The organism is Curtobacterium sp. Leaf154, from assembly GCF_001424595.1.
Taxonomy (GTDB): domain Bacteria; phylum Actinomycetota; class Actinomycetes; order Actinomycetales; family Microbacteriaceae; genus Curtobacterium; species Curtobacterium poinsettiae.
On the sequence record NZ_LMOS01000001.1, the window covers coordinates 644,394 to 669,274 of the forward strand.

Below are 24,881 nucleotides of genomic sequence, written 5' to 3' on the forward strand. Positions count from 1 at the left end.
GAAACCCCGACTCACGGTCCTCACGGACCCGTCGATGAAAGAAGAAGAGAAACACATGGCTGAGAACACCCCCACCGCCGCCCTCTCCGCGGTCGGCGTGAGCATCTGGCTCGACGACCTCTCCCGCGAGCTCCTCGAGACCGGCAAGCTCACCGAGCTCATCGAGCAGAAGAACGTCGTCGGTGTGACGACGAACCCGACGATCTTCGCGTCGGCCCTCGCCAAGGGCGAGCGCTACGACGCGCAGGTCAAGGAGCTCGCCGCTGCGGGCACCGACGTGACCGACGCGATCTTCGCGATCACCACGCAGGACGTCGCGAACGCATCCGACGTCTTCAAGCCGATCTACGACGAGACCAAGGGCTTCGACGGCCGCGTCTCGATCGAGGTCGAGCCGGGTCTGGCGCACGACACCGCCAAGACCATCGAGCAGGCCAAGTTCCTGTTCGAGAAGGTCGGCAAGGAGAACGTCCTCATCAAGATCCCGGCGACGCTCGAGGGTCTCGAGGCGATCACCGAGGTCATCGGCGCGGGCATCTCCGTCAACGTCACGCTGATCTTCTCGCTCGAGCGCTACCGCGCCGTCATCGACGCCTACCTCGGTGGGCTCGAGAAGGCCAAGGCCGCCGGCCACGACCTCTCCAAGATCCACTCGGTCGCGTCGTTCTTCGTGTCGCGCGTCGACTCCGAGATCGACAAGCGCCTGGACGCCATCGGCACCGACGAGGCCAAGGCCCTGAAGTCAAAGGCCGGCATCGCCAACGCGCAGCTCGCCTACCAGGTCTGGACCGAGGCGTTCGCCTCCGAGCGCGCCCTGGGCCTGCTCGAGTCCGGTGCCAACACGCAGCGTCCGCTCTGGGCCTCGACCGGTGTCAAGGACCCGTCGCTCCCCGACACGCTCTACGTGACCGAGCTCGCCGCCCCGAACACCGTCAACACGATGCCGGGCAAGACGCTCGACGCCACGTTCGACCACGGTGAGATCCACGGCGACGCCATCGCCGGCACCTTCGACCAGGCGCAGCAGGTCCTCGACCAGCTCGCCGCGCAGGGTGTCGACTACGACGAGGTCGTCGCGCTGCTCGAGAAGGAGGGCGTGGACAAGTTCAACGTCTCCTGGGGCGAGCTCGTCGACACCGTCAAGGCAGCGCTCGAGGGCGCCAAGTAGTGACGGTTTCCATCGCAGCCAGCGGCGACGCCGCGCGGGCCATCGAACAGGTGGTCCCGCGGCTCGTCGCTGACCTGGTGGCCTCGGGCATCACCGCCCAGGACGCCGATCTGTGGGGAGCCACCGCCGAGGCCGAGGCGTCGAAGCGCCTCGGTTGGGTGGAGGCCGTCTCGGTCTCCCGCCCGCTCGTCGCCGAGGTGACCGCGCTGCGCGAGTCGCTCCGTGCCGAAGGGGTCGACCACGTCGTCCTCGCCGGCATGGGCGGCTCGTCGCTCGCACCCGAGGTCATCACGCGCACGGCCGGTGTCCCCCTCACGGTCCTCGACTCGACCGATCCCGCGCAGGTCCACGCTGCCGTGACGACCGACCTCGAGCGCACCGTGCTCGTTGTCTCGTCGAAGTCCGGTTCGACGCTCGAGACCGATTCGCAGCGCCGGGTCTACGAGCAGGCGTTCCGCGACGCCGGCATCGACCCGGCCGGCCGCATCGTCGTCGTCACCGACCCGGGCTCCGCGCTCGAGGCAGCCGCGACCGACGCCGGGTACCGCGTCTTCACTGCCGACCCCACCGTCGGCGGCCGCTACTCCGCGCTCACCGCCTTCGGCCTCGTGCCGTCCGGTCTCGCCGGAGCGGACATCGCCGAGCTCCTCGACGAAGCCGACGCCATCTCCGCGCTGCTCTCGGTCGACCTGGACGAGAACCCCGGGCTCGTGCTCGGTGCGGTCCTCGCCGGCACCGAGCCGCTGCGCGACAAGATCGCCATCGTGCCCGACGGCACGCACATCGTCGGTTTCGGCGACTGGGTCGAACAGCTGATCGCGGAGTCGACCGGCAAGGACGGCCGCGGCCTGCTGCCCGTCGTGCTGCACGCGGACTCCCCCGAGGTCACCGCCGGCCTGCCCGACGTCCAGGTCATCCGCCTGGTCGGTTCGCGCGAGGACGAGCGTCACGTGGCCGAGGGCGAGGTCGAGATCACCGGCACGCTCGGTGGCCAGATCCTCGTCTGGGAGTACGCCATCGCGGTCGCCGGTCGCCTGCTCGGCATCAACCCGTTCGACCAGCCCGACGTCGAGGCCGCCAAGGTCGCGACGCGCGCACTGCTCGACGACCGCCCCGCCGCGGCTGAGCCGGCGTTCTCCGAGGACGGCATCGCCGTCCGCGCGACGCCCGGACTCGCCATCGGTGCGACGCTCTCGGAAGCCGTGTCGGGCCTGGTGTCCGCACTCGACCCGACCGGCTACGTGTCGGTGCAGGCGTACGTCGACCGCACCGCGAACAGCGGCCTCGAGTCGCTGCGCGACGCGATCGCGGCGCGCACGGAACGCCCCGTCACCTTCGGGTACGGCCCGCGGTTCCTGCACTCGACCGGCCAGTACCACAAGGGCGGCCCCGCAACGGGAGTGTTCCTGCAGATCGTGGCCGACGAAGCCGAGGACCTGGCGATCCCGGGTCGGCCGTTCACGTTCGGGCAGCTCCTCCAGGCCCAGGCGGCCGGTGACGCGAGTGTCCTCGCCGAACACGGCCGACCGGTCCTCACCCTCACCACGTCGGACGTCCTCGCCGCCACCGCGGCGATCGCGGCCGCCGTCTCCCCCTGACTCGTAAGGAGTTCACCGACTCATGTCACCGGTGGCAATCACCCCGGAGCACAACCCGCTCCGGCTGCCGACGGATCGTCGACTGAACCGGATCGCGGGACCGAGCACGCTCATCATCTTCGGTGTGACGGGCGACCTGTCACGCAAGAAGCTGATGCCCGCGGTCTACGACCTGGCCAACCGAGGGCTCCTGCCCCCGGGGTTCGCGCTCGTCGGGTTCGCTCGTCGCGACTGGGAGGACCAAGACTTCTCCCAGCTCGTGCACGACGCCGTCAAGGAGCACTCCCGCACCCCGTTCGACGAGGACGTCTGGCGTCAGCTCGAACAGGGCATCCGCTTCGTGCAGGGCTCGTTCGACGACCCCGAGGCGTTCCGCGAGCTCAAGCGCACCGTCGACGACCTCGACGCCGAGCGCGGGACGCTGGGCAACCACGCGTTCTACCTGTCCATCCCACCCAAGATGTTCCCGGTCGTCACCGAGCAGCTCAAGCTGTCCGGGCTGACCGAGAAGCGCGAGGGCTCCTGGAGCCGCGTGGTCGTCGAGAAGCCGTTCGGCTCCGACCTCCGCACCGCGCGCGAGCTCAACGCGATCGTCGAGAGCGTCTTCGCTCCCGACGACGTGTTCCGCATCGACCACTACCTCGGCAAGGAGACCGTCCAGAACCTCCTGACGCTCCGGTTCGCGAACCAGATGTACGAACCCATCTGGAACTCGAACTACGTCGACCACGTGCAGATCACGATGGCCGAGGACATCGGCGTCGCCGGACGAGCCGCGTACTACGACGGCATCGGCGCGGCGCGCGACGTCATCCAGAACCACCTGCTGCAGCTCCTCGCGCTCACCGCGATGGAGGAGCCCGTCTCGTTCAAGGCCGCGGACCTGCGCGCCGAGAAGGAGAAGGTGCTCTCCGCCGTGCGTCTGCCCGAGGACCTCTCCACCGCAACCGCCCGCGGGCAGTACGCCGGTGGGTGGCAGGGCGGCGAGAAGGTGCTCGGCTTCCTCGAGGAAGGCGGCATGGACCCCGAGTCCGGCACCGAGACCTACGCGGCGATCAAGCTCGACATCGCCACGCGTCGCTGGCAGGGCGTCCCGTTCTACCTGCGCGCCGGCAAGCGTCTCGGCCGTCGTGTGACCGAGATCGCGATCGTGTTCAAGCGCGTCCCCGAGGACGTCTACGGCAATTCGCAGTCCCCGCTCGGGCAGAACGCCCTGGTGATCCGCGTCCAGCCGGACGAGGGCGTCACGCTCCGCTTCGGATCGAAGGTCCCGGGCGTCGGCACCCAGGTGCGCGACGTGACGATGGACTTCGGCTACGGCCACGCGTTCACCGAGGCATCCCCCGAGGCGTACGAGCGACTCATCCTCGACGTGCTCCTCGGTGACCCGCCGCTGTTCCCGCGGCACCAGGAGGTCGAGCTGTCCTGGAAGATCCTCGACCCCATCGAGGAGTTCTGGGCCACGCAGGGCCAGCCCGAGCAGTACCGTCCCGGCACGTGGGGTCCGGCATCCGCCGATGCCCTGCTCGCCCGCGACGGTCGGACCTGGAGGCGTCCGTGAAGATCGACATGCCCGACACCACGGTGTCGAAGATCCAGAAGAAGCTCGTCCGCATCCGCGAAGAGGGCGGCGCTGTCGCCCTCGGCCGGGTGCTGACCCTCATCATCTCGACGGCCCTCGGCCACGAGGAAGAGGCGATCGAGGCGGCGAACGAAGCGTCCCGCGAGCACCCGATGCGCGTGATCATCGTCTCGAAGAACAGCGGTGACACGAAGTCCCCCGGGCGCCTCGACGCGCAGATCCGTGTCGGCAGCGACGCGGGTGCGAGCGAGGTCATCGTCCTCCGTGCGTACGGCGAGACCGCGACCGACGAGGAGAGCCTGGTCACCGGGCTCCTGCTGCCGGACGCACCCGTCGTGGCCTGGTGGCCGCAGACGGCTCCGGAGCAGCCCGCGGCGTCGGCCCTGGGGCGCATCGCGCAGCGCCGGATCACCGACGCTGCCGCGCAGAAGGACCCGAACGGTGCGATCGAGGCCCTCGGCGCGTCCTACGTGCCGGGTGACACCGACTTCGCCTGGACCCGTCTCACCCTGTGGCGGAACCAGCTCGCCGCGGCGCTCGACCAGCCGCCGTACGAGCCGATCACCGCGGTCGAGGTCTCCGGAGCGTCCGACAGCCCGTCGACGATCCTGCTCGCCGCCTGGCTGCAGCTGCAGCTCCAGGTGCCGGTGTCCGTCGTCACGTCGCCCCGTGCGACGGGGTCGAGCGGTATCCACGGCGTGAAGCTCGTCCGCGAGTCCGGGACCATCGAGCTCGAGCGTTCCCTGGTGGACGTCGCCACGCTCTCGATGCCCGGCCAGCCGACGCACGACCTGTCGCTGCCACGCCGCAACCTGCGTGACTGCCTGGCCGAGGAACTCCGTAGACTCGACCCGGACGTCCTCTTCGGAGACGTCGTCAAGCACGGGGTGCCCCAGCTGCGCGAGACCATCGCCCGCTGATCCACACCCCACACGGTCGGGCCGTCTGTCTGGTGCAGGCGGCCCGACCGGACCGAAGGCGGTCGGACGACCGGTCGGCCGCCACGAACACGGGAGTCACGTGACCAACGAACGGCGGGTGCTCGTGCACCCCGACAAGCAGGCCCTCGGCGCTTCGGTCGCCGCACGCTTCATCACCAAGATCATCGACGTGCTCGACGAGCAGGAGCGCGCCGACATCGCGATCAGCGGTGGCTCGGTGTCGTCCCTCGTCCTCGCCGCGATCGGCCAGTCGCCAGCGCGCGAGAGCGTCGACTGGTCGAAGGTGCACGTCTGGTGGGTCGACGAGCGCTGGGTCCCGTCGGACGACGCCGACCGCAACACCACCGGCACGCAGACCGACTTCTTCGACCACGTGGACATCCCCGCGTCGAACATCCACCCGATGCCGGCCTCGGACGGCGGGCTCGACATCGAGGCCGCTGCGAGCCAGTACGAGCGTGAGCTGCAGGACGCCGCGCCCGAGGGTGCCGTTGCTCCGCGTTTCGACATCACCCTGCTGGGTGTCGGCCCGGACGGACACACCGCGTCGCTCTTCCCGGAGTTCCCGCAGCTCACCGTCACCGACCGCGCTGTCGTGTCGGTGGACGACTCCCCCAAGCCGCCGCCGCAGCGCTTGACCGTCACCTACCCGGTGATCAACGCCTCGCAGCGCGTCTGGGTCATCCTGTCCGGCGCCGAGAAGGCGTCGGTGCTGGGGCTCGCCCTCGCCGGCGCGTCGGTCGACGACGTCCCCGTCGGAGGCGTGCAGGGCCGCAAGCGCACCGTCTTCTTCGTCGACCAGGACGCCGCCCGCGACGTCCCCGAGAACCTGATCGCGTCGACGTACTAGACGCGCGTTCCTGACGGACAGGAGGCCCGGTGCCAGCTGGCACCGGGCCTCCTGTCCGTCAGTGGTCGCGCCCACCGCGCGCGGTCACGACGCCCCGCCGTCGCGATACCGGGCGGTCACGAACTGTCGCCCGCGCGCGCCGCAGGCGACACAACGTGCAACCCCGGCGCACCGCACGCGGCATGTCGTGACCACTCCACTCGACGAGCCGGCTCCCCGCGCGCCCTCCTCCCCCGACGGACGGACGCACGAAGGCCCCCACACCATCCGGTGCGGGGGCCTTCGTCAGTGTGTGGGCGCTACGCCTTCTTCGCCGCGGTGCCGCGACGCTCGCGGAGCTGCTGCAGCGCGTCTTCGAGGAGCTGCGCTGCCTCTTCCTCGGTGCGGCGTTCCTTCACGTACGCGAGGTGGGTCTTGTAGGGCTCCGTCTTGGAGACCACGGGAGGGTTCTCCTTGTCGCGCCCAGCCGGGAGACCACTCGACGGCGAGTCCACCGTCTCGGGGATCTCCTCGTCGGGGAGGTTGGCGGCGAAGTACCGCACGACCTCGTTGCCGAGGGCGTCCCAGTACGAGATCGCCACGCGCTCGGCCTGGACCCCGCGGTCCTGTTCGCCCATCGGTCCCGCGCCGACGCGAGACCCTCGGATTGCACTGCCTCCGCTTGCCATGGATCAGACCCCCGCCGTGAACTTGTTGATGAGACCGAGCACGATGATGGAAACGATCCAGACCAGACCGAGGATCACCGTGATGCGGTTGAGGTTGCGCTCGGCCACGCCGGACGCACCGAGGTTGCTCGTGACCCCACCGCCGAACATGTCGGAGAGGCCACCACCCCGGCCCTTGTGCAGCAGGATGAGGAGCGTGAGCAGGAGGCTCGTGATTGCAAGCAGGACCTGCAGCACGACGGAGAGTATCGCCACGACGTACCTTTCGTGTCAGTCAGCCGTACCAGTGTACCGGCCGCGCGGAGCACGGCCGGTACCTGGACGGGAGTGGTGCGGACGACTGCCCGCGACGACGCCTGTGGACTACAGCCCGACGTGCTGACGGAACCGCGCGATGGCCGCGAACTCCTGCACGTCGAGCGAAGCGCCACCGACGAGCGCGCCGTCGATGTCGGGCTCGCGGAGGAACCCCGCGACGTTGCCGGACTTGACCGAGCCGCCGTAGAGCACCCGGGTGTCCGCAGCGGCCTGGTCGCCCCAGGCAGCAGCGATGCCGCGACGGATGGCCGCACAATCGTCCTGCGCCTGCTCGGCCGTGGCCGCCTGGCCGGACCCGATGGCCCAGACCGGCTCGTACGCCACGACGATGTCGGCCGGCTTGACCGCGTCGAGCACGACGCGGAGCTGCTCGACCGGCACGACACCGGCGCCGCGCTCCTCGCGCTGCTCGCCGGTCTCGCCGACGCACACGACGGGGACGAGGCCGTGCTTGACTGCCGCTGCGGTCTTCGCCGCGACGACCTCGTCGGTCTCACCGTGCAGCGTGCGCCGCTCGGAGTGGCCGACGATGACGTACTGGGCGTCGAGCGCCGCCAGGAACGCGCCGGAGACGTCACCGGTGTAGGCACCGGAGTCGAACTGCGACAGGTCCTGCGCACCGAAGTGGATCGGCAGCTTGTCGGCCGAGATGAGCGTCTGCACGCTCCGCAGGTCCGTGAACGGCGGGAAGACCGCGACCTCGACGTCGTCGAAGTCGTGCCGGGCGTCCTTGAGGGTCCACGCGAGCTTCTGCACCGTGGCGATGGCCTGGAGGTGGTCCAGGTTCATCTTCCAGTTGCCCGCGATCAACGGAGTCCGGGTCATGCTGTCCACCCCAGTGCTTCGAGACCAGGCAGCGACTTGCCCTCGAGGAACTCGAGGCTCGCACCGCCACCGGTCGAGATGTGGCCGAACTGGTCGTCCGAGAAGCCGAGCGAGCGCACGGCGGCAGCGGAGTCGCCACCACCGACGACGCCGAGGCCGTCGACCTCGGTGAGCGCCTGCGCGACGGTCTTCGTGCCGGCGGCGAAGGCCGGGAACTCGAACACGCCCATCGGGCCGTTCCAGAACACGGTCTTCGAACCCGAGACGGCCGAGGCGAACCGCGCTGCGGTCTCCGGGCCGATGTCGAGGCCGATGCCGTCCGCTCCGAACGACGAGGACTCGATGGCGTCCGCCGCGACGGTCTCGTGGTCGGCGTCGGCCGCGAAGCCGGATGCCACCACGACGTCGGTCGGCAGGTCGATGGTGACGCCGAGCTCCTTCGCACGCGAGAGGTACTCGCGGACGACGTCGAGCTGGTCGGCTTCGAGCAGCGACTTCGCGACCCCGTGGCCCTGGGCCGCGAGGAAGGTGAAGAGCATGCCGCCGCCGATGCACAGCGTGTCGACCTTCGGCAGGATGTGGTCGATGACACCGAGCTTGTCGCTGACCTTCGACCCGCCGAGCACGACCGTGTACGGCCGTTCCGGCGAGGTGGTCAGCCGCTCGAGCACCCGCAATTCGGTCTCGATGAGCGACCCGGCCGCGCTGGGCAGCGCGGACGCGAGCTCGTAGACCGAGGCCTGCTTGCGGTGCACGACACCGAAGCCGTCGGAGACGAAGGCGTCACCGAGGGCCGCGATGCGGTCCGCGAAGGCGCTCCGCGCGGCGGCGTCCTTCGAGGTCTCCTCCGGGTTGAACCGGAGGTTCTCGAGCAGCAGGACGTCGCCGTCCTCGAGGGCCTCGGCCGCGGCGGTCGCTTCGTCGCCGACGGTCTCGCCGACGAACGTGACCTCTTTGCCGAGCAGCTCGGAGAGCCGCTGGGCGACCGGCGCGAGCGAGAACTCGGGCTTGGGCTCCCCGTCGGGGCGACCCAGGTGCGAGATCACGATGACGCGCGCGCCGGCGTTGACGAGGGTGTTCAGGGTGGTCAGCGACGCCCGCACGCGGCCGTCGTCCGTGATGGTGCCGTCCTTGAGCGGGACGTTCAGGTCACAACGGACGACGACACGCTTGCCGGCGAGGTCGCCGAGGTCCTCGAGGGTGCGGAGGGCCATGTGTTACAGACGCTCGCCGACGTACTCGGTGAGGTCGACGAGGCGGTTCGAGTAGCCCCACTCGTTGTCGTACCACGAGGTGATCTTCACGAGGCCGCCGATGACCTTGGTCAGGCCGGAGTCGTAGATCGAGGAGTGCGGGTCCGTGGTGATGTCGGTCGACACCAGCGGGTCCTCGCTGTAGAGCAGGATGCCCTTGAGGGGACCTTCTGCGGCCTCCTTGTAGGCGGCGTTGATCTCGTCGACGGTGACCTCGGACTTGGTCTCGAGGGTGAGGTCGGTGATCGAGCCGGTGGGGACCGGGACGCGCAGGGCGAAGCCGTCGAGCTTGCCGGCGAGCTCCGGCATGACCTGGCCGATGGCCTTGGCGGCACCGGTCGAGGTCGGGACGATGTTCAGCGCGGCGGCGCGGGCACGACGGGGGTCCTTGTGCGGGCCGTCCTGCAGGTTCTGGTCGGCGGTGTAGGCGTGCACCGTCGTCATGAGGCCACGCTCGATGCCGAACTTGTCGTGGAACACCTTGGCGAGCGGCGCGAGGCTGTTCGTGGTGCAGGACGCGTTCGAGATGATGTGGTGGTTCGCAGCGTCGTACTGGTCCTCGTTCACGCCGAGCACGATGGTGACGTCGTCACCCGAGGCCGGGGCGGAGATGATGACCTTCTTGGCACCGGCGTCGATGTGCTTCTGCGCGTCGGCGGCCTTGGTGAAGAACCCGGTGGACTCGATGACGATGTCGACACCCAGCTCGCCCCAGGGCAGGTTGGCGGGGTCGCGCTCGGCGAGGACCTTGATGGCCTTGCCGTCGACGACGATGTTGTCGCCGTCGAGCTCGACGCAGACGCCGAGACGACCCGTGATGGAGTCGAACTTCAGCAGGTTGGCGAGCGACGCGTTGTCGGTGAGGTCGTTCACCGCCACGATCTCGAGGTCGGAGCCCTTCGCGAGGGCGGCCCGGAAGAAGTTACGGCCGATGCGGCCGAAGCCGTTGATACCGATCTTGACGGTCAATGGATCTCCTGGTGAGTGTGGAGCGCCCAGGGGGCGCTGCTTTCGGGAGTCGCGCACCCTGGCGGGCCCGCGTGTGGTGGACGATACGCCCCGTAACGTCGCCGTAACGACCCTAGCAGTCGGACACTGCGTGCCCGAGCGGGATGACGGTCCGTCCGGACGGTCGCCGACCAGGCCTGGCACGGGTCCGGGAACGGGTGCGGAAACGGACGGGAGGCGCGGTGCCAGCTGGCACCGCGCCTCCCGTCCGCAGGGTCGACAGACCCGTGTCAGACCCCTTCGAGCTCCTCGGGAACACTCGCTTCGGTACCCGGGATGCCGAGGTCGGAGGCCCGCTTGTCGGCCATCGCCAGCAGGCGACGGATGCGACCCGCGATGGCGTCCTTGGTCATGGGCGGGTCCGCGTGCTGGCCGAGCTCGTCGAGCGAGGCGTCGCGGTGCTGCAGGCGCAGCGTGCCGGCGTACTGCAGGTGGTCGGGGACGTCCTCGCCGAGGATCTCGAGCGCGCGCTCGACCCGGGCGCAGGCGGCCACGGCGGCCTGCGCGGAACGGCGCAGGTTCGCGTCGTCGAAGTTGACCAGGCGGTTCGCGGTCGCACGGACCTCGCGGCGCTGGCGCATCTCCTCCCAGTCGGCGGTGGTGCGTGCGGCGCCCATGACGGTCAGCATCTGACCGATGGCCTCACCGTCGCGGATGACGACGCGGTGGACCCCGCGGACCTCGCGGCCCTTGGCGGCGACACCGAGACGCGACGCGGCACCGACGAGGGCCATCGCGGCCTCGTTGCCGGGGCAGGTGACCTCGAGCGCAGCGGCCCGACCGGGGTCGGTCAGGGTGCCGGAGGCGAGGAACGCACCACGCCAGATGGCGGCGAGGTCCTCGCGGTTGCCCGTGGTCAGGCGGTTCGGCAGCCCGCGGACGGGTCGACGACGGGCGTCCATCAGGCCGGTCTGGCGAGCGAGGGTCTCCCCCGCCTCGAGCACGCGGACCAGGTAGCGGGTCCCGCGACGGGAGGATGCGGACGACCCCACCGACGCCTCGCTGCGCACGCCGTACAGCTCGGCGAGGTCCTTGCGGACCCGGTGCACGATGATCCGGGTGTCGAGCTCGACCTCGACCGCGATGCGGCCCGAGATGACGTGCAGACCACCGGCGAACCGGAGGATCGTGGCCAGTTCGGCGGCGCGGACCGTGTTGCGGTTCACGGCGACCCTGGCCAGTTCGTCCTTGACCTCGGCAGTCAACGGCACAGCATCATTCCTAACTTCATTCAGTGGTTCCCGCAGATCCGGCGGCACGGGCGTGGGAGCGGCCGGAGGGACGGTCACTCCCGGCCGAGATCTCGGTTCTTCACACGCACGGCGACGCCTGGCATCCCGCGGAGGAGGTTCGCCAACTCGGCGACGATGGCGACCGAGCGGTGCTTCCCGCCGGTACAGCCGATGGCGATCGTAGCGTGTCTTTTGTTCTCGCGCTGGTACCCCTCGAAGACCGGCTCGAGCACGGAGGCGTAGCGGTCGACGAACGGACGGGCTCCGGCCTGGCCGAGCACGTAGTCCGATACCGGCTGGTCGAGGCCGGTGTGGGGCCGCAGTTCCGGCACCCAGTAGGGGTTCGGCAGGAACCGGACGTCCGCCACCATGTCGGCGTCGGCGGGCAGTCCGTACTTGAATCCGAAGCTCATCAGCGTGACCTGGAGTCCCACGAAGTGCTCGTCGGCGAACTGTTCGATGACGGTGTTCGCGAGCTGGTGGATGTTGAGGTCGGAGGTGTCGATCACCACGTCGGACGCCTCACGCAGGCCGGCGAGACGCGCGCGTTCGCGGGCGATGCCGTCGAGCAGGGTGTCCTCGCCCTGGAGTGGGTGGGGTCGGCGCACCTGCTCGAACCGTCGGACCAGCACGGCGTCGGTCGCCTCGAGGAACAGCACCCGGACCCGCGCGGACGTGCTCGAGCGGACCTGCTCGACCGCGTGCTCGGGGTCGGTGAACAACCGCCCGCCCCGGACGTCGACCACCGTGGCGATCTTCGGGATCTTCTCGCCCGCACGGTCGGCGAGCTCGGTCAGCGGGGCCAGCATCTGCGTGGGCAGGTTGTCGACGACGTACCAGCCCAGGTCTTCCAGGGCCTTGCCGACCGTGGACCGCCCGGCCCCGGACATGCCGGTGACGATGAGGATGTCGTGCTGCGACGCGTGTGTGGTCGCGGTGGCGCTGTCGGTCATCTGGGAGTGGGCTCCGTCGTGGCGGCCCGGGCGCGTCGCCCGGGGAGGTCTCGGCTGCCGGACCAGGCTACCGCCCGGTGACGGACGGGAGGCGCGGGGTTCGTCACGACGGTCGCTGCGGACCGTCGCTGGTCACCTCGGGGACCCGCACCGGGCCTCCGGGGTGGGTAACGGTCTGCTGGGTGGCTGCGTCCTCGGTCACGGTGTCCGCGATCGCGTCGGCGTCCGGCTCGGGGGCGCTGGACGCGCTCGTGGCCGGTGCGCTCGTCGGCGTCTGGGCCAGCTTCGAGACGACCGCGGCAGCCGTCGCCGGACCGATCCCGTTCACCTCGCCGATGTCCTCGGCCGTGGCTTCACGCAGCCGGGCGACCGATCCGAAGTGCTTCAGCAGGGCGTTCACGCGACTCGGTCCGAGACCGGGGATCTCGGACAGCCGTGAGCGCACGTCGCGCTTGCGCTTGCTGCGCTGGTGGGTGATCGCGAACCGGTGCGCCTCGTCACGGATCCGCTGGATCAGGAACAGCGCCTCGGAGTTGCGGGGCAGGATCACCGGGAAGTCGTCGTCCGGCAGCCAGAGTTCCTCGAGCCGCTTGGCGATGCCGACCAGGGCGATGTCGTGCACGCCGGCTTCGTCCATCGCGCGCTTCGCGGCCTGCACCTGGGGCTGGCCGCCGTCGACGATCAGCAGCTGCGGACGGTAGGCGAACCGCTTCGTCGGCTTCGACCCCTCGACGACCTCGTCCGTCGTGACGTCGGGGACGTCCGGCAGCTCGGCGTCCTCGTCCAGCCGGGCCAGGCGCCGCGACAGCACCTGGTGCATGCTGTCGGTGTCGTCGGTGGTCTCGGCGATCGAGTACCGGCGGTACTGGTCCTTGCGCGGCAGACCGTCCTCGAACACCACCATCGAGGCGACGACGTTCGTGCCCTGCAGGTGCGAGATGTCGTAGCACTCCATGCGGAGCGGCGCCTCGGCCATGCCGAGGGCGTCCTGGATGTCGGCGAGTGCTGCGGCCCGGGTGGTGTAGTCGGCGGAGCGCTTGGTCTTGTAGAGCATGAGCGCCTGCCCGGCGTTCTGCGCAGCCGTCCGGGCGAGACCCGCACGGTCGCCGCGCTGGGCGGTGCTGAGCTTCGTGCCACGCCCGTTCCGGCGCTTGCTGAGCCACTCCTGGAGCGCGTCGGCGTCCTCTGGCAGCTCGGGGACGACGACTTCGCGCGGGGGCTCGTCCGTGACGTAGACGCCCTGCACGATCTGCTCGACGAGGTCGCCGGTGGCGATGTCGAGCTCCTTGTCGACCACCCAGCCGCGGACACCGCGGATGCGGCCGCCCCGGACCGAGAACAACTGCACAGCGGCGGCGAGCTCGTCTTCCGCGATGCCGAACAGGTCGAGGTCGACCGAGTCACGGAGCACCACGGCGGACTTCTCGAGCACGGCTTCGAGCGCCTCGACCTGGTCGCGGAACTTCGCGGCCTGCTCGTACTGCATCGCGTCGGCGGAGGCGCCCATGCGCTGCCGGAGTTCGGTGATGACCCGACGGTCGTAGGAGTTCATGAAGCGCACGAACTCCTCGACGAGCGCCCGGTGCTCTTCGATCGTGACCTTCTGCGAGCACGGGCCACCGCACTTGCCGATCTGCCCCGGGAAGCACGGGCGGCCGGTCTGCATCGCCTTCTTGTACGAGGAGTCCGAGCACGTCCGGATCGGGAACACCTTGATCATCAGGTCGATGGTGTCGTGCACGGCCCAGATCTTCGGGTACGGACCGAAGTACTTCGCCCCCTTGATCTTGCGGTTGCGCGTCACCATCACCCGCGGCGCTTCGTCACCCAGGGTGACCGCCATGTACGGGTACGACTTGTCGTCGCGGAACTTGACGTTGAAGGGCGGGTCGAACTCCTTGATCCAGGTGTACTCGAGCTGGAGCGCCTCGATCTCGGAACCGACCGTCGTCCACTCGACGCTGCGGGCCGTCAGGACCATCCGCCGGGTGCGCTCGTGCAGCGTCGGGAGCGGGGCGAAGTAGTTGCTCAGCCGGGCGCGGAGGTTCTTCGCCTTGCCGACGTAGAGCACCCGGCCGGCCTCGTCACGCCATCGGTAGACGCCCGGGTCGGTCGGGATCTCCCCCGCCTTCGGACGCCACGGGACGGTGTCCGCCACCTACCGAGCACCCGCCTTCTGCTTGCTCGTCTGCTTGGTCGTGCCCGACTGCTTGCCGCCCTGCTGCTTCTGGGTTGCCTGGCGTGCACCGACGGCCTGCTGCTTGCCGACCCGGGCGTCCTGCGCGTCGAAGATCTCGCGCAGGAAGACACCGGTGTGGCTCTCCGGCACGGTCGCCACGTGCTCCGGGGTGCCCGTCGCCAGGACCGTGCCGCCACCGGAGCCGCCCTCGGGCCCCATGTCGATCAGCCAGTCGGCGGACTTGATGACGTCGAGGTTGTGCTCGATGGTGATGACGGTGTTGCCCTTGTCGACCAGGCTCTGCAGCACGAGGAGGAGCTTGCGGACGTCCTCGAAGTGCAGACCGGTGGTCGGCTCGTCGAGCACGTACACCGTGCGGCCGTTCGAGCGACGCTGCAGCTCGGTGGCCAGCTTGACGCGCTGCGCCTCGCCGCCGGAGAGCGTGGTCGCGCTCTGGCCGAGGCGCACGTAGCCGAGGCCCACGTCGACGAGGGTCGCCATGTAGCGGTGGATCGCGGAGATCGGCTCGAAGAACTCGGCCGCCTCGCTGATCGGCATGTCGAGGACCTCGGAGATGTTCTTGCCCTTGTAGTGCACCTGGAGCGTCTCGCGGTTGTAGCGCGCACCACCGCAGACCTCGCACGCGACGTAGACGTCGGGCAGGAAGTTCATCTCGATCTTGATCGTGCCGTCACCGGCGCAGTTTTCGCAGCGACCGCCCTTGACGTTGAAGCTGAATCGACCGGGCTGGTAGCCGCGGGTCTTCGCTTCCTGCGTCTCGGCGAACAGCTGCCGGATGCGGTCGAACACGCCCGTGTAGGTCGCCGGGTTCGACCGCGGCGTGCGGCCGATCGGTGCCTGGTCGACGTGCACGACCTTGTCGAGCTGGTCGAGGCCCTTCACCCGCGTGTGCTTGCCCGCGATGTGCCGCGCACCGTTGAGCTGGTTGGCGAGCACCTTGTACAGGATGTCGTTCACCAGCGTCGACTTGCCGGAACCGCTGACACCCGTGACCGCGGTGAAGACACCGAGGGGGAAGTCCGCGTCGATCGTCTTCAGGTTGTTCGCCCGAGCGCCCTGCACCGTAATGGCGCGCTTGAGGTTGACCTTGCGACGCTCGGCGGGCACCTCGATCGCACGGCGGCCGGCGAGGTAGTCACCCGTGATCGACTCGCGGTTCTCGATGATGCCCTCGTACGAACCGGAGTGCACCACGTTGCCGCCATTGACGCCGGCGCCGGGGCCGATGTCGACGACCCAGTCGGCCGTGCGGATCGTGTCTTCGTCGTGCTCGACGACGATGAGCGTGTTGCCGAGGTCCTTGAGCTTGACCAGGGTGTCGATGAGTCGACGGTTGTCACGCTGGTGCAGGCCGATGCTCGGCTCGTCGAGCACGTAGAGCACGCCCGTCAGGCCGGAGCCGATCTGCGTCGCCAGACGGATGCGCTGTGCCTCGCCACCGGAGAGGCCACCGGCACCACGCGCCAGGGTGAGGTAGTTCAGACCGACCTCGAGCAGGAACTCGAGACGCGCGCGGATCTCACGCAGCACCGCCGCGGCGATGTGCGCTTCGCGGTCGGTCAGCGTCAGCTCGTCCATGAACGAGTACGCGTTGTCGAGCGACATGTCGGTGACGTCCGCGATGCTGCGGTCGTTCACCGTCACCGCGAGCACCTCGGGCTTGAGGCGGGTTCCCTCGCACACCGGGCACGGGACCTCGCGCAGGTAGCCCTGGAAGCGCTGCCGCTGCGAGTCCGACTCGGCCTCGGCGAACTTGCGCTCGATGTAGGGCATGACGCCTTCGAAGCCACTCGTGTACCGCATCTCGCGGCCGAAGCGGTTGCGCCAGGAGACCGAGACCTGGAAGTCCTTGCCGGTCAGGATCGACGCCTGGACCGCGGGGTCGAGCTGGTTCCACGGGGTGTCGAGCGAGAAGCCGAGCTCCTTGCCGAGGCCGCCGAGCAGCTTCTCGAAGTAGGAGTACAGCCCGCTGGTGCCGGTCCAGGGCAGCAGGACGCCGTCACGCAACGATGCCTCGGGGTCGCCGAGCACCAGGTCGGGGTCGACCGACATGCGGGTGCCGAGGCCGGAGCACTCGGGGCAGGCACCGAACGGGGCGTTGAACGAGAACGTCCGCGGCTCGATCTCGGTGAGCGCCAGGGGGTGGTTGTTCGGGCAGGAGAGGTTCTCGGAGTAGGTCCGGACCGCCCCGGGTCCCTCGTGGTCCACCAGGTCGATGCCGACGGTGCCGTCGGTCAGCCGCAGCGCGGTCTCGAGCGAGTCGGTGAGCCGCCCGAGGATGTCGTCGCTCGACACCAGGCGGTCGACGATGACCGAGATGTCGTGCTTGACCTGCTTCTTGAGCTTGGGCGGGTCGCTGAGCTGGATGCGCTCCCCGTCGACGATCGCACGGGCGTAGCCGGACGCTGCGAGCTCCTGGAAGAGGTCGACGAACTCGCCCTTCTTCTTGGAGATGACGGGTGCGAGGACCTGGAACCGGGTACCGGTCTCGAACTGCATGAGCTGGTCGGCGATCTGCTGGACGGTCTGCTTGCTGATCACCTCGCCGCACGTCGGGCAGTGCGGTACCCCGATGCGCGCCCAGAGCAGACGCATGTAGTCGTAGACCTCGGTGATCGTGCCGACCGTCGACCGGGGGTTGCGGTTGGTCGACTTCTGGTCGATCGACACCGCCGGCGAGAGCCCCTCGATGAAGTCGACGTCGGGGCGGTCGACCTGGCCGAGGAACTGGCGCGCGTAGGCGGACAGCGACTCGACGTAGCGGCGCTGCCCCTCGGCGAAGATCGTGTCGAAGGCGAGCGAGGACTTGCCCGAGCCGGACAGGCCGGTGAACACGACGAGCGAGTCGCGCGGGATCTCGAGGTCGACGTCACGGAGGTTGTGCACGCGAGCACCGCGCACGCTGAGCGTGGAGGTGCTGTGCGGTGCGTTCCCGCCGGGGAGGTGGAGGTCAGCGGGCTCGCCGAAGGCGTTCCGGCCCGACGTCGAGGTACCGGGGTCAGAGGTGATGGTCATCGTCGTCGAGTCTACGAAGCGGCACCGACATTCGGCCGGGAAGCAGGGTCAGACGAATGCGTCGAGAGCGAACGCGACCCCGGAAGCGCGCGCACTCGCGGTCCAGAGCTGCGCGGCGACCGTGCGGTCGTGCGCCCGGGGTTCCGCCGCGACCACCGTCGATGCACCGCGGAGCTGTCCCCAGCCGGCCGGACCCCAGTACTCCCCCGAGCGCACGTCCGCACCGACCGCGGCGTGCACGAGCGGCTCGGCACCGACGTCCTTGCCCTGGGCGACGAGGCGCGCAGCCGGGCGGATCCACTCGGGTTCCGGGCGGACCGGACTGATGTCCGGTCGGACCGGCGACAGCCGGTCGAGTGACAGACCGGGGTGCGCCACGACGCTCGACACGGGCGACCCCGAATCGGCCAGCCGCTCGGCGAGCTCGAACCCGAACAGCATCACGGCGAGCTTGCTCCGGGCGTACTGGCGATGGTTGGAGTAGCGGCCGACGCCGAGGGGGTCCGTCGGGTCGAGCTGTGCGAACCGGTGCGCGATCGAGCCGAGGTGCACGATCCGGCCGGCGCGTCGTTCGAGCAGGGGCAGCACGAGGCCGGTCCAGGCGAAGTGGCCCAGGTGGTTCGTGCCGATCTGTAGTTCGGTTCCCTGCGCGGTGCTCCGCTGTGTGGACGCGCCGACGACGCCCGCGTTGTTCACGACCGCGTCGACGCCGTCGGGTTCCAGCTGTGCGAGCTCCGCGGCGGCTGCACGCACCGAGTCGAGGTCTGCCAGGTCGAGGTGGACGTGGGCGAGCGACGCACCGTCGACGTGTCGCCGGATGCTGCGCTCGGCGGCCGCAGCCCGACCGCGGTCGCGCGTGGCCAGCACCACCCGGTGTCCGGCCGCGGCCAGTTGTTCGGCGGCGTGGTAGCCGAGGCCGGCACTCGCACCGGTGATGACGACCGTGCGGGCAGCGTCAGCTGACATGCCCGGCCGACTCCATCTGGCGCAGGGCCTTCTTCAGGTCCTGCACCTCGTCGCGCAGTCGGGCTGCGAGCTCGAACTTCAGCTCGGCCGCCGCCTGCAGCATCTGGTCGTTGAGGTCGGCGATGGTGGCCCCGAGCTGCGTCGCGCCCTCGCCCGCGATGCCCCCGCGCTTGAGGTTCGGCTTCGGCGAACGACGGCCGTCCGTACCGGGGCGGCCCTGCAGGAGCGCCTTCGTGTCGTCGTTCTCGCGCTGCAGGACCTCGGTGATGTCGGCGATCTTCTTGCGCAGTGGCTGCGGGTCGATCCCGCGCTCCAGGTTGTACGCCACCTGCTTCTCGCGACGGCGGTCGGTCTCCTCGATCGCGATCTTCATCGAGTCGGTCATCTTGTCGGCGTACATGAGCACCTGGCCCGACACGTTGCGGGCGGCACGACCGATCGTCTGGATGAGCGACGTCGATGAACGGAGGAAGCCTTCCTTGTCGGCGTCGAGGATGGCGACGAGCGACACCTCGGGCAGGTCGAGGCCCTCACGCAGCAGGTTGATGCCGACGAGCACGTCGTACACGCCCTGCCGCAGCTCGGTGAGCAGTTCGACACGCTTCAGGGTGTCGACGTCGGAGTGCAGGTACCGGACCCGCACGCCCGCGTTGCCGAGGAAGTCGGTGAGTTCTTCGGCCATGCGCTTGGTGAGCGTCGTGACGAGGACGCGTTCGTCCTTCTCGACACGCTGCTTGATCTCCTCGAGCAGGTCGTCGATCTGGCCGTCGCTCGGCTTCACCACGATCTCGGGGTCGATGAGGCCGGTCGGGCGGATGATCTGCTCGACCACGCTGTCGGTGACCCCGAGCTCGTAACGGCCGGGGGTGGCCGACAGGTAGACCTTCTGGCCGACGCGCTCCAGGAACTCCTCCCACTTCAGCGGGCGGTTGTCCATCGCGCTCGGCAGACGGAACCCGTGCTCGACGAGGGTGCGCTTGCGCGAGGCGTCGCCTTCGTACATCGCACCGATCTGCGGCACGGTGACGTGCGACTCGTCGATGACGATGAGGAAGTCGTCCGGGAAGTAGTCGATGAGGCAGTGCGGTGCCTCACCCGGGCCGCGGCCGTCCATGTGCCGCGAGTAGTTCTCGATGCCGGAGCAGAACCCGATCTGCTCCATCATCTCGATGTCGAACGTCGTTCGCATGCGGAGCCGCTGGGCCTCGAGCAGCTTGCCCTGGCCCTCGAGCTCGGCGAGCCGTTCCGCGAGTTCTTCCTTGATGGACACGATCGCCCGGTGCATCACGTCGGTGTCGGCGACGTAGTGCGACGCCGGGAAGATCGAGACGGCGGGCAGGTCGTCGATGACGTTGCCCGTCAGCGGGTGCAGCGAGGAGAGCGCTTCGATCTCGTCACCGAACATCTCGATGCGGATGGCGTGCTCTTCGTACATCGGGATGATCTCGATGGTGTCGCCGCGCACCCGGAAGGTCCCGCGCGCGAAGTCGACGTCGTTGCGCTGGTACTGCATGGCGACGAACTTGCGCACGAGCTGGTCACGGGAGATCGTCTGGCCGACGTGGAGTGCGACCGAGGCGTTCATGTACTGCTCGGGGGTGCCGAGGCCGTAGATGCACGAGACGGTGGAGACCACGACGGTGTCGCGCCGGCTGAGCAACGAGTTCGTCGTGGAGTGCCGGAGTCGTTCGACCTCGGCGTTGACCGAGGAGTCCTTCTCGATGAACGTGTCCGTCTGCGGGACGTACGCCTCGGGCTGGTAGTAGTCGTAGTAGGAGACGAAGTACTCGACCGCGTTGTTCGGCATCAGACTGCGGAACTCGTTGGCGAGCTGCGCCGCGAGGGTCTTGTTGTGCGCGAGCACGAGCGTCGGCCGCTGCACCTGCTCGATGAGCCACGCGGTCGTCGCCGACTTGCCCGTACCGGTCGCGCCCAGCAGCACGACGTCGGTCTCACCGGCGTTGATCCGCCCGGCGAGTTCCGCGATGGCCGCGGGCTGGTCGCCACTCGGCGAGTACTCGCTGATGACCTCGAACGGACGCACCGCTCGGGTCGGTTCGATCGCAACACCCATGGGGACAACGCTAGTCGGCACCCCTGACACCGGAGGACGTTGCTCGCCCTGGGCGTACTGTCCCCTCCGACGGCGCCGGACCGGACCGCCCTCCGGGGTGCGCACGGCTCATCCCGTGATCCGGGCCCACACCTCGTCGGCGGAGCGGATCGTCCGCTCGAGGGTCCCGGTCGCGTCGACGACGTGGTCGGCGAGGGCGAGGCGGTCCTCGTCACTCGCCTGGGCTGCGACCCGGCGCTCGGCCTCCTCACGGGGCATCCCACGGTGTTCGACGAGTCGCTCGATGCGCTGCGCCGCGGGGGCGTCCACCACCACGACCGCCTCGAACCGGAGCGGACGGGACCCCCGAGCCTCGGCCAGGAGCGGCACGTCGTAGACCACCACGGCGTCGGGGTCAGCGGACTCGGCTCCGTCGAACGCCTGCTGCGCGAGCCGCCACACCTCGGGGTGCGTGATGGCTTCGAGGTCCTTCCGCGCCGCGGGGTCCGCGAAGACGATCGATCCGAGTGCGGGCCGGTCGAGCGAGCCGTCGGCGGCGATGACCGACGCGCCGAACCGCTCGGCGACCTGTGCCAGGCCCGGGCTTCCCGGTGCCACCGCGTCCCGCGCCAGGCGATCGGCGTCGACGATGACGGCCCCGTGCTCGGCCCAGCGTCGGGAGACGGTCGACTTGCCCGCGGCGATGCCGCCCGTGAGTCCGATGATGTGCACGGCAACAGGGTAACTACCCGGAAGCCCGGAAACGCCGGAAGCCCGGCACCCTGTCAGGGGTGCCGGGCTTCCGGTCGGGACGAACCGCTCGATCAGTTGTTGGTCGAGCTGAGCTTCTCGCGGAGTGCAGCGAGCGACGCGTCGTCGGCCAGGGGGCTTGCGCCACCCGTCTCGCCGGCGAACGACGAGGACGACGACGACGACGAGGAAGCCGTGGCCGGGAGGTCGAAGCCACCCTGCGCCTCGTCGGCGATGGTCTTCGCGACCTGCGCCTTGTGGGCTTCCCAACGACCCTGGGCGGCCGCGTACTGGCCCTCCCACTCGGTGCGCTGCGTGTCGTAGCCCTCGAGCCACTCGTTGGTCTCCGGGTCGAAGCCCTCGGGGTACTTGTAGTCGCCCTTGTCGTCGTACTCGGTCGGCATGCCGTAGAGCGCCGGGTCGAACTCGTCGCTCTCCGGGTCCACGCCCTCGTTCGCCTGCTTGAGGCTGAGCGAGATGCGGCGACGGTCGAGGTCGATGTCGATGATCTTGACGAAGACCTCGTCGTTGACCGAGACGACCTGCTCGGCGAGCTCGACGTGCTTGTTCGAGAGCTCCGAGATGTGCACGAGGCCCTCGATGCCGTCGGCAACACGGACGAAGGCACCGAACGGGACGAGCTTCGTGACCTTGCCCGGTGCGATCTGGCCGATCGCGTGGGTGCGGGCGAAGACCTGCCACGGGTCCTCCTGCGTCGCCTTGAGCGAGAGCGACACGCGCTCACGGTCCAGGTCGACCTCGAGGATCTCGACGGTGACTTCCTGACCGACCTCGACGACCTCGCTGGCGTGCTCGATGTGCTTCCAGCTGAGCTCGGAGACGTGGACGAGACCGTCGACGCCACCGAGGTCCACGAACGCACCGAAGTTGACGATCGAGGACACGATGCCCTTGCGGACCTGGCCCTTGTGGAGGTTGTTGAGGAACGTGGTCCGGGACTCGGACTGCGTCTGCTCGAGGAGCGCACGGCGCGACAGGACCACGTTGTTGCGGTTCTTGTCGAGCTCGAGGATCTTGGCCTCGATCTCCTGGCCGAGGTACGGCGTGAGGTCGCGGACACGACGGAGCTCGATGAGCGAGGCGGGGAGGAAGCCACGGAGGCCGATGTCGACGATGAGGCCGCCCTTGACGACCTCGATGACCGTCCCGGTCACGACGCCGTCGGACTCCTTGATCTTCTCGACGTCGCCCCACGCACGCTCGTACTGCGCACGCTTCTTCGACAGGATGAGGCGGCCTTCCTTGTCCTCCTTCTGGAGAACCAGGGCCTCGACCTCGTCGCCGACCTCGACGACCTCGTTGGGGTCGACGTCGTGCTTGATCGAGAGCTCGCGCGAGGGGATGACACCCTCGGTCTTGTAACCGACGTCGAGGAGGACCTCGTCGCGGTCGATCTTCACGACGGTGCCGGAGATGAGATCACCGTCGTTGAAGAACTTCAGGGTCTTCTCGACCTCGGCCAGGAAGTCATCAGCCGAACCGATGTCGTTGATGGCGACCTGCTTAGGAGCCTTGGTCGTAGTGGTTGTCATGTAGAGATTGCTCCGAACGGACATGAGTCGGGCCATGGCGTGCGGGGACTCGGCCCCCGTGGTGCACCGCCGTGGCGATTGATTGAGTGGCGCGGATTGCGCCGCACAAGTCTAACCGCACCGGCCGAAGCCTCACAACCGGGCGGGTCGACGGCGCGTCACCCGACCAGGGCGGTGCGCAGGGTGTCGAGACCGATGCTGCCGAGCGAGAGCGCACGGTGGTGGAACGCCTTCAGGTCGAAGTCGGCTCCCTCACGCGCGGCGACCTCGTCGCGGATGGACTCCCACACGCGCTGGCCGACCTTGTAGGACGGTGCCTGCCCCGGCCACCCGAAGTAGCGGGCCACCTCGAACCGGACGAACGCCGGGTCCATGTTGACGTTCTGCCCCATGAAGTCGAGCGCGTACTCCCACGTCCAACCGCCGCCGTCGGGGTTCGTCTTCTGCAGGTGCACGCCGATGTCCAGGACGACGCGGGCGGCACGCATCCGCTGGCCGTCGAGCATGCCGAGTCGGTCGCCGTCGTCGTCGAGGAACCCGAGCTGTTCCATCAGCCGCTCCGCGTAGAGCGCCCAGCCCTCGACGTGCCCCGAGGAGCCCGACAGCTGCCGGCGCCAGGTGTTCAGCTCGCCGCGGTTGTAGACGCCCTGGCTGATCTGCAGGTGGTGGCCCGGGACGCCCTCGTGGTAGACCGTCGTCTTCTCACGCCAGGTGCCGAACTCGGTGACGCCCTCGGGCACGGACCACCACATGCGACCGGCACGGGAGAAGTCGTCGGAGGGACCGCTGTAGTAGATCCCGCCCTCTTGCGTGGGAGCGATCCGGCACTCCAGGCGACGGATCGGGTCCGGGATGTCGAAGTACGTCCCCGCCATCGCGGCGATCGACGCGTCGCTCGTCTCCTGCATCCACCGCTGCAGGGCGTCGGTCCCGTGCAGGATCCGTGACGGGTCGGTGTCGAGCACCTCGATCGCGCGGGCGACGCTCGCACCGGACTCGATGCGGTCGGCGATGCGCTCCTGTTCGTCCCGCATGCGGGCGAGTTCCTCGAGGCCCCACTCGTACGTCTCGTCGAGGTCGACGACCGCACCGAGGAACCGGCGGGAGTGCAGCTCGTAGGCTTCGCGACCGACGGCGTCGACCGGGGTGGCCAGCGGCAGCAGCTCGTGCTCCAGGAACTGTCCGAACGAGCGGTAGGCCGCCGCCGCGACCTCGGCACCGCGGCGCAGGTCGGCTCGGAGCGCCTCCGGCACGGGGACGTCGCCCTCGAACGCGGCGGAGTCGGCCAGCTGACGGAACATCCCGCCGTCGGCGCCGGTGCGCGCCGCCTGCTCGGCGATGAGCGCGACCTGGCGCTTCGCCGGGGTGACGTCTTCACGCGTGCCCTCGAGCAGTGTCTCGCGGATGCCCTCGAGCGCATCCGGCAGCGCCTGCAGCCGACTCGCGATGTCCTGCCAGTCCGACTCGGTCGCGGTCGGCATCAGGTCGATGATCTCGCGCACCGACTGTGCCGGGCTCGCGATGACGTTCAGGTCGCGGAGGTGCAGCTTGCGCTCGTAGGACTCGACGGTGAGGTCCAGCTCGGCACCGAGGTCGGCCTTGGTCACCTGGTCCACGGAGTCGACGGCCGGAGCGGCGTCGAGTGCACGCTTGGTGCCGCGGGCGGCCTCGGCCAGCGCGGCGGCGCCGGCGGGCGAGGTGTCGCCGTACTCCCCCGTGCGCCCCGGCACCCCGATGTACGTGGCGGTCGTCGGGTCGAGATCGACGAGTGTGGTGACCCAGTCCTCGGCGACACGGTCGACGGCGGACGGCTGGCGGACAGGACGGTCATCGGTCATGCCCTCGACCCTACCCAGGTGGACCACGGCGGACGGCCGCTGCGGATCGACGGACAGGAGGCGCGGTGCCAGCTGGCACCGCGCCTCCTGTCCGTCGACCGTCACCACCA

19 protein-coding genes are annotated in these 24,881 nt (G+C 69.3%); 5 read left to right on the forward strand and 14 right to left on the reverse strand.

The features are described from left to right. The first annotated feature begins 55 nt into the window (after positions 1–55). The 5 genes from tal (at position 56) to pgl (ending at position 6,139) form a co-directional block, all read left to right on the forward strand. Positions 56–1,168: a transaldolase gene (tal, locus tag ASF75_RS03030; RefSeq protein ID WP_056068708.1), complete on the forward strand. Its 1,113-nt coding sequence runs from the start codon at positions 56–58 to the stop codon at positions 1,166–1,168. Then, complete coding sequence (locus ASF75_RS03035) at positions 1,168–2,766, forward strand: glucose-6-phosphate isomerase (protein WP_056068710.1); 1,599 nt, start codon at positions 1,168–1,170, stop codon at positions 2,764–2,766. Before tal ends, ASF75_RS03035 begins: the two co-directional genes overlap by 1 nt. A gap of 22 nt (positions 2,767–2,788) precedes the next feature. Continuing rightward, on the forward strand, positions 2,789–4,327 hold the full coding sequence (gene zwf / locus ASF75_RS03040) for a glucose-6-phosphate dehydrogenase (protein WP_017887260.1): 1,539 nt from the start codon (positions 2,789–2,791) through the stop codon (positions 4,325–4,327). Continuing rightward, positions 4,324–5,268 (forward strand): glucose-6-phosphate dehydrogenase assembly protein OpcA, encoded by a 945-nt coding sequence (locus ASF75_RS03045; RefSeq protein WP_027465684.1) that lies wholly within the window; start codon positions 4,324–4,326, stop codon positions 5,266–5,268. Before zwf ends, ASF75_RS03045 begins: the two co-directional genes overlap by 4 nt. 100 nt (positions 5,269–5,368) lie before the next feature. Further along, positions 5,369–6,139 carry a 6-phosphogluconolactonase gene (gene pgl, locus ASF75_RS03050; RefSeq protein ID WP_017887258.1) on the forward strand — a complete coding sequence of 257 codons (771 nt, stop codon included), beginning with the start codon at positions 5,369–5,371 and terminating at the stop codon, positions 6,137–6,139. Positions 6,140–6,438: 299 nt separating this feature from the next. Here pgl and ASF75_RS03055 read toward each other — a convergent pair whose 3' ends face one another. The 14 genes from ASF75_RS03055 to ASF75_RS03120 form a co-directional block, all read right to left on the reverse strand. Further along, entirely contained in the window at positions 6,439–6,807 is a 369-nt protein-coding gene (locus tag ASF75_RS03055; RefSeq protein ID WP_027465686.1) for an RNA polymerase-binding protein RbpA, read from the reverse strand. Between the two features lie 3 nt (positions 6,808–6,810). Beyond that, on the reverse strand, positions 6,811–7,062 hold the full coding sequence (secG, locus tag ASF75_RS03060) for a preprotein translocase subunit SecG (protein WP_017887256.1): 252 nt from the start codon (positions 7,060–7,062) through the stop codon (positions 6,811–6,813). A 108-nt stretch (positions 7,063–7,170) separates the two neighbouring features. Continuing rightward, entirely contained in the window at positions 7,171–7,950 is a 780-nt protein-coding gene (gene tpiA, locus ASF75_RS03065) for a triose-phosphate isomerase (protein ID WP_056069106.1), read from the reverse strand. Continuing rightward, the gene (locus ASF75_RS03070; RefSeq protein WP_017887254.1) at positions 7,947–9,164 is read right to left on the reverse strand and encodes a phosphoglycerate kinase; all 1,218 of its coding nucleotides are present in this window, start codon (positions 9,162–9,164) and stop codon (positions 7,947–7,949) included. Before ASF75_RS03070 ends, tpiA begins: the two co-directional genes overlap by 4 nt. Before the next feature lie 3 nt (positions 9,165–9,167). Continuing rightward, on the reverse strand, positions 9,168–10,172 hold the full coding sequence (gene gap, locus ASF75_RS03075) for a type I glyceraldehyde-3-phosphate dehydrogenase (RefSeq protein ID WP_056068712.1): 1,005 nt from the start codon (positions 10,170–10,172) through the stop codon (positions 9,168–9,170). A 269-nt stretch (positions 10,173–10,441) separates the two neighbouring features. Beyond that, the gene (gene whiA / locus ASF75_RS03080) at positions 10,442–11,422 is read right to left on the reverse strand and encodes a DNA-binding protein WhiA (RefSeq protein ID WP_017887252.1); all 981 of its coding nucleotides are present in this window, start codon (positions 11,420–11,422) and stop codon (positions 10,442–10,444) included. A gap of 74 nt (positions 11,423–11,496) precedes the next feature. After that, positions 11,497–12,396, reverse strand: coding sequence for an RNase adapter RapZ (gene rapZ, locus ASF75_RS03085; RefSeq protein WP_056068714.1), 900 nt, complete (start codon positions 12,394–12,396; stop codon positions 11,497–11,499). A 103-nt stretch (positions 12,397–12,499) separates the two neighbouring features. Beyond that, positions 12,500–14,554 carry an excinuclease ABC subunit UvrC gene (gene uvrC, locus ASF75_RS03090; RefSeq protein WP_017887250.1) on the reverse strand — a complete coding sequence of 685 codons (2,055 nt, stop codon included), beginning with the start codon at positions 14,552–14,554 and terminating at the stop codon, positions 12,500–12,502. Continuing rightward, positions 14,555–17,611, reverse strand: a complete 3,057-nt coding sequence (gene uvrA / locus ASF75_RS03095) for an excinuclease ABC subunit UvrA (protein WP_056068716.1) — start codon at positions 17,609–17,611, stop codon at positions 14,555–14,557. It abuts the gene before it with no gap. 48 nt (positions 17,612–17,659) lie between these two features. Then, positions 17,660–18,577, reverse strand: a complete 918-nt coding sequence (locus tag ASF75_RS03100) for an SDR family NAD(P)-dependent oxidoreductase (protein ID WP_017887248.1) — start codon at positions 18,575–18,577, stop codon at positions 17,660–17,662. Then, positions 18,567–20,639, reverse strand: a complete 2,073-nt coding sequence (gene uvrB / locus ASF75_RS03105; RefSeq protein ID WP_056069109.1) for an excinuclease ABC subunit UvrB — start codon at positions 20,637–20,639, stop codon at positions 18,567–18,569. Before uvrB ends, ASF75_RS03100 begins: the two co-directional genes overlap by 11 nt. Before the next feature lie 120 nt (positions 20,640–20,759). Continuing rightward, complete coding sequence (coaE, locus tag ASF75_RS03110; RefSeq protein WP_017887246.1) at positions 20,760–21,362, reverse strand: dephospho-CoA kinase; 603 nt, start codon at positions 21,360–21,362, stop codon at positions 20,760–20,762. Positions 21,363–21,454: 92 nt separating this feature from the next. Then, positions 21,455–22,933, reverse strand: coding sequence for a 30S ribosomal protein S1 (gene rpsA / locus ASF75_RS03115; protein WP_042540921.1), 1,479 nt, complete (start codon positions 22,931–22,933; stop codon positions 21,455–21,457). 158 nt (positions 22,934–23,091) lie between these two features. Next, positions 23,092–24,771 (reverse strand): DUF885 domain-containing protein, encoded by a 1,680-nt coding sequence (locus ASF75_RS03120; protein ID WP_056069112.1) that lies wholly within the window; start codon positions 24,769–24,771, stop codon positions 23,092–23,094. Between the last annotated feature and the right edge of the window lie 110 nt (positions 24,772–24,881).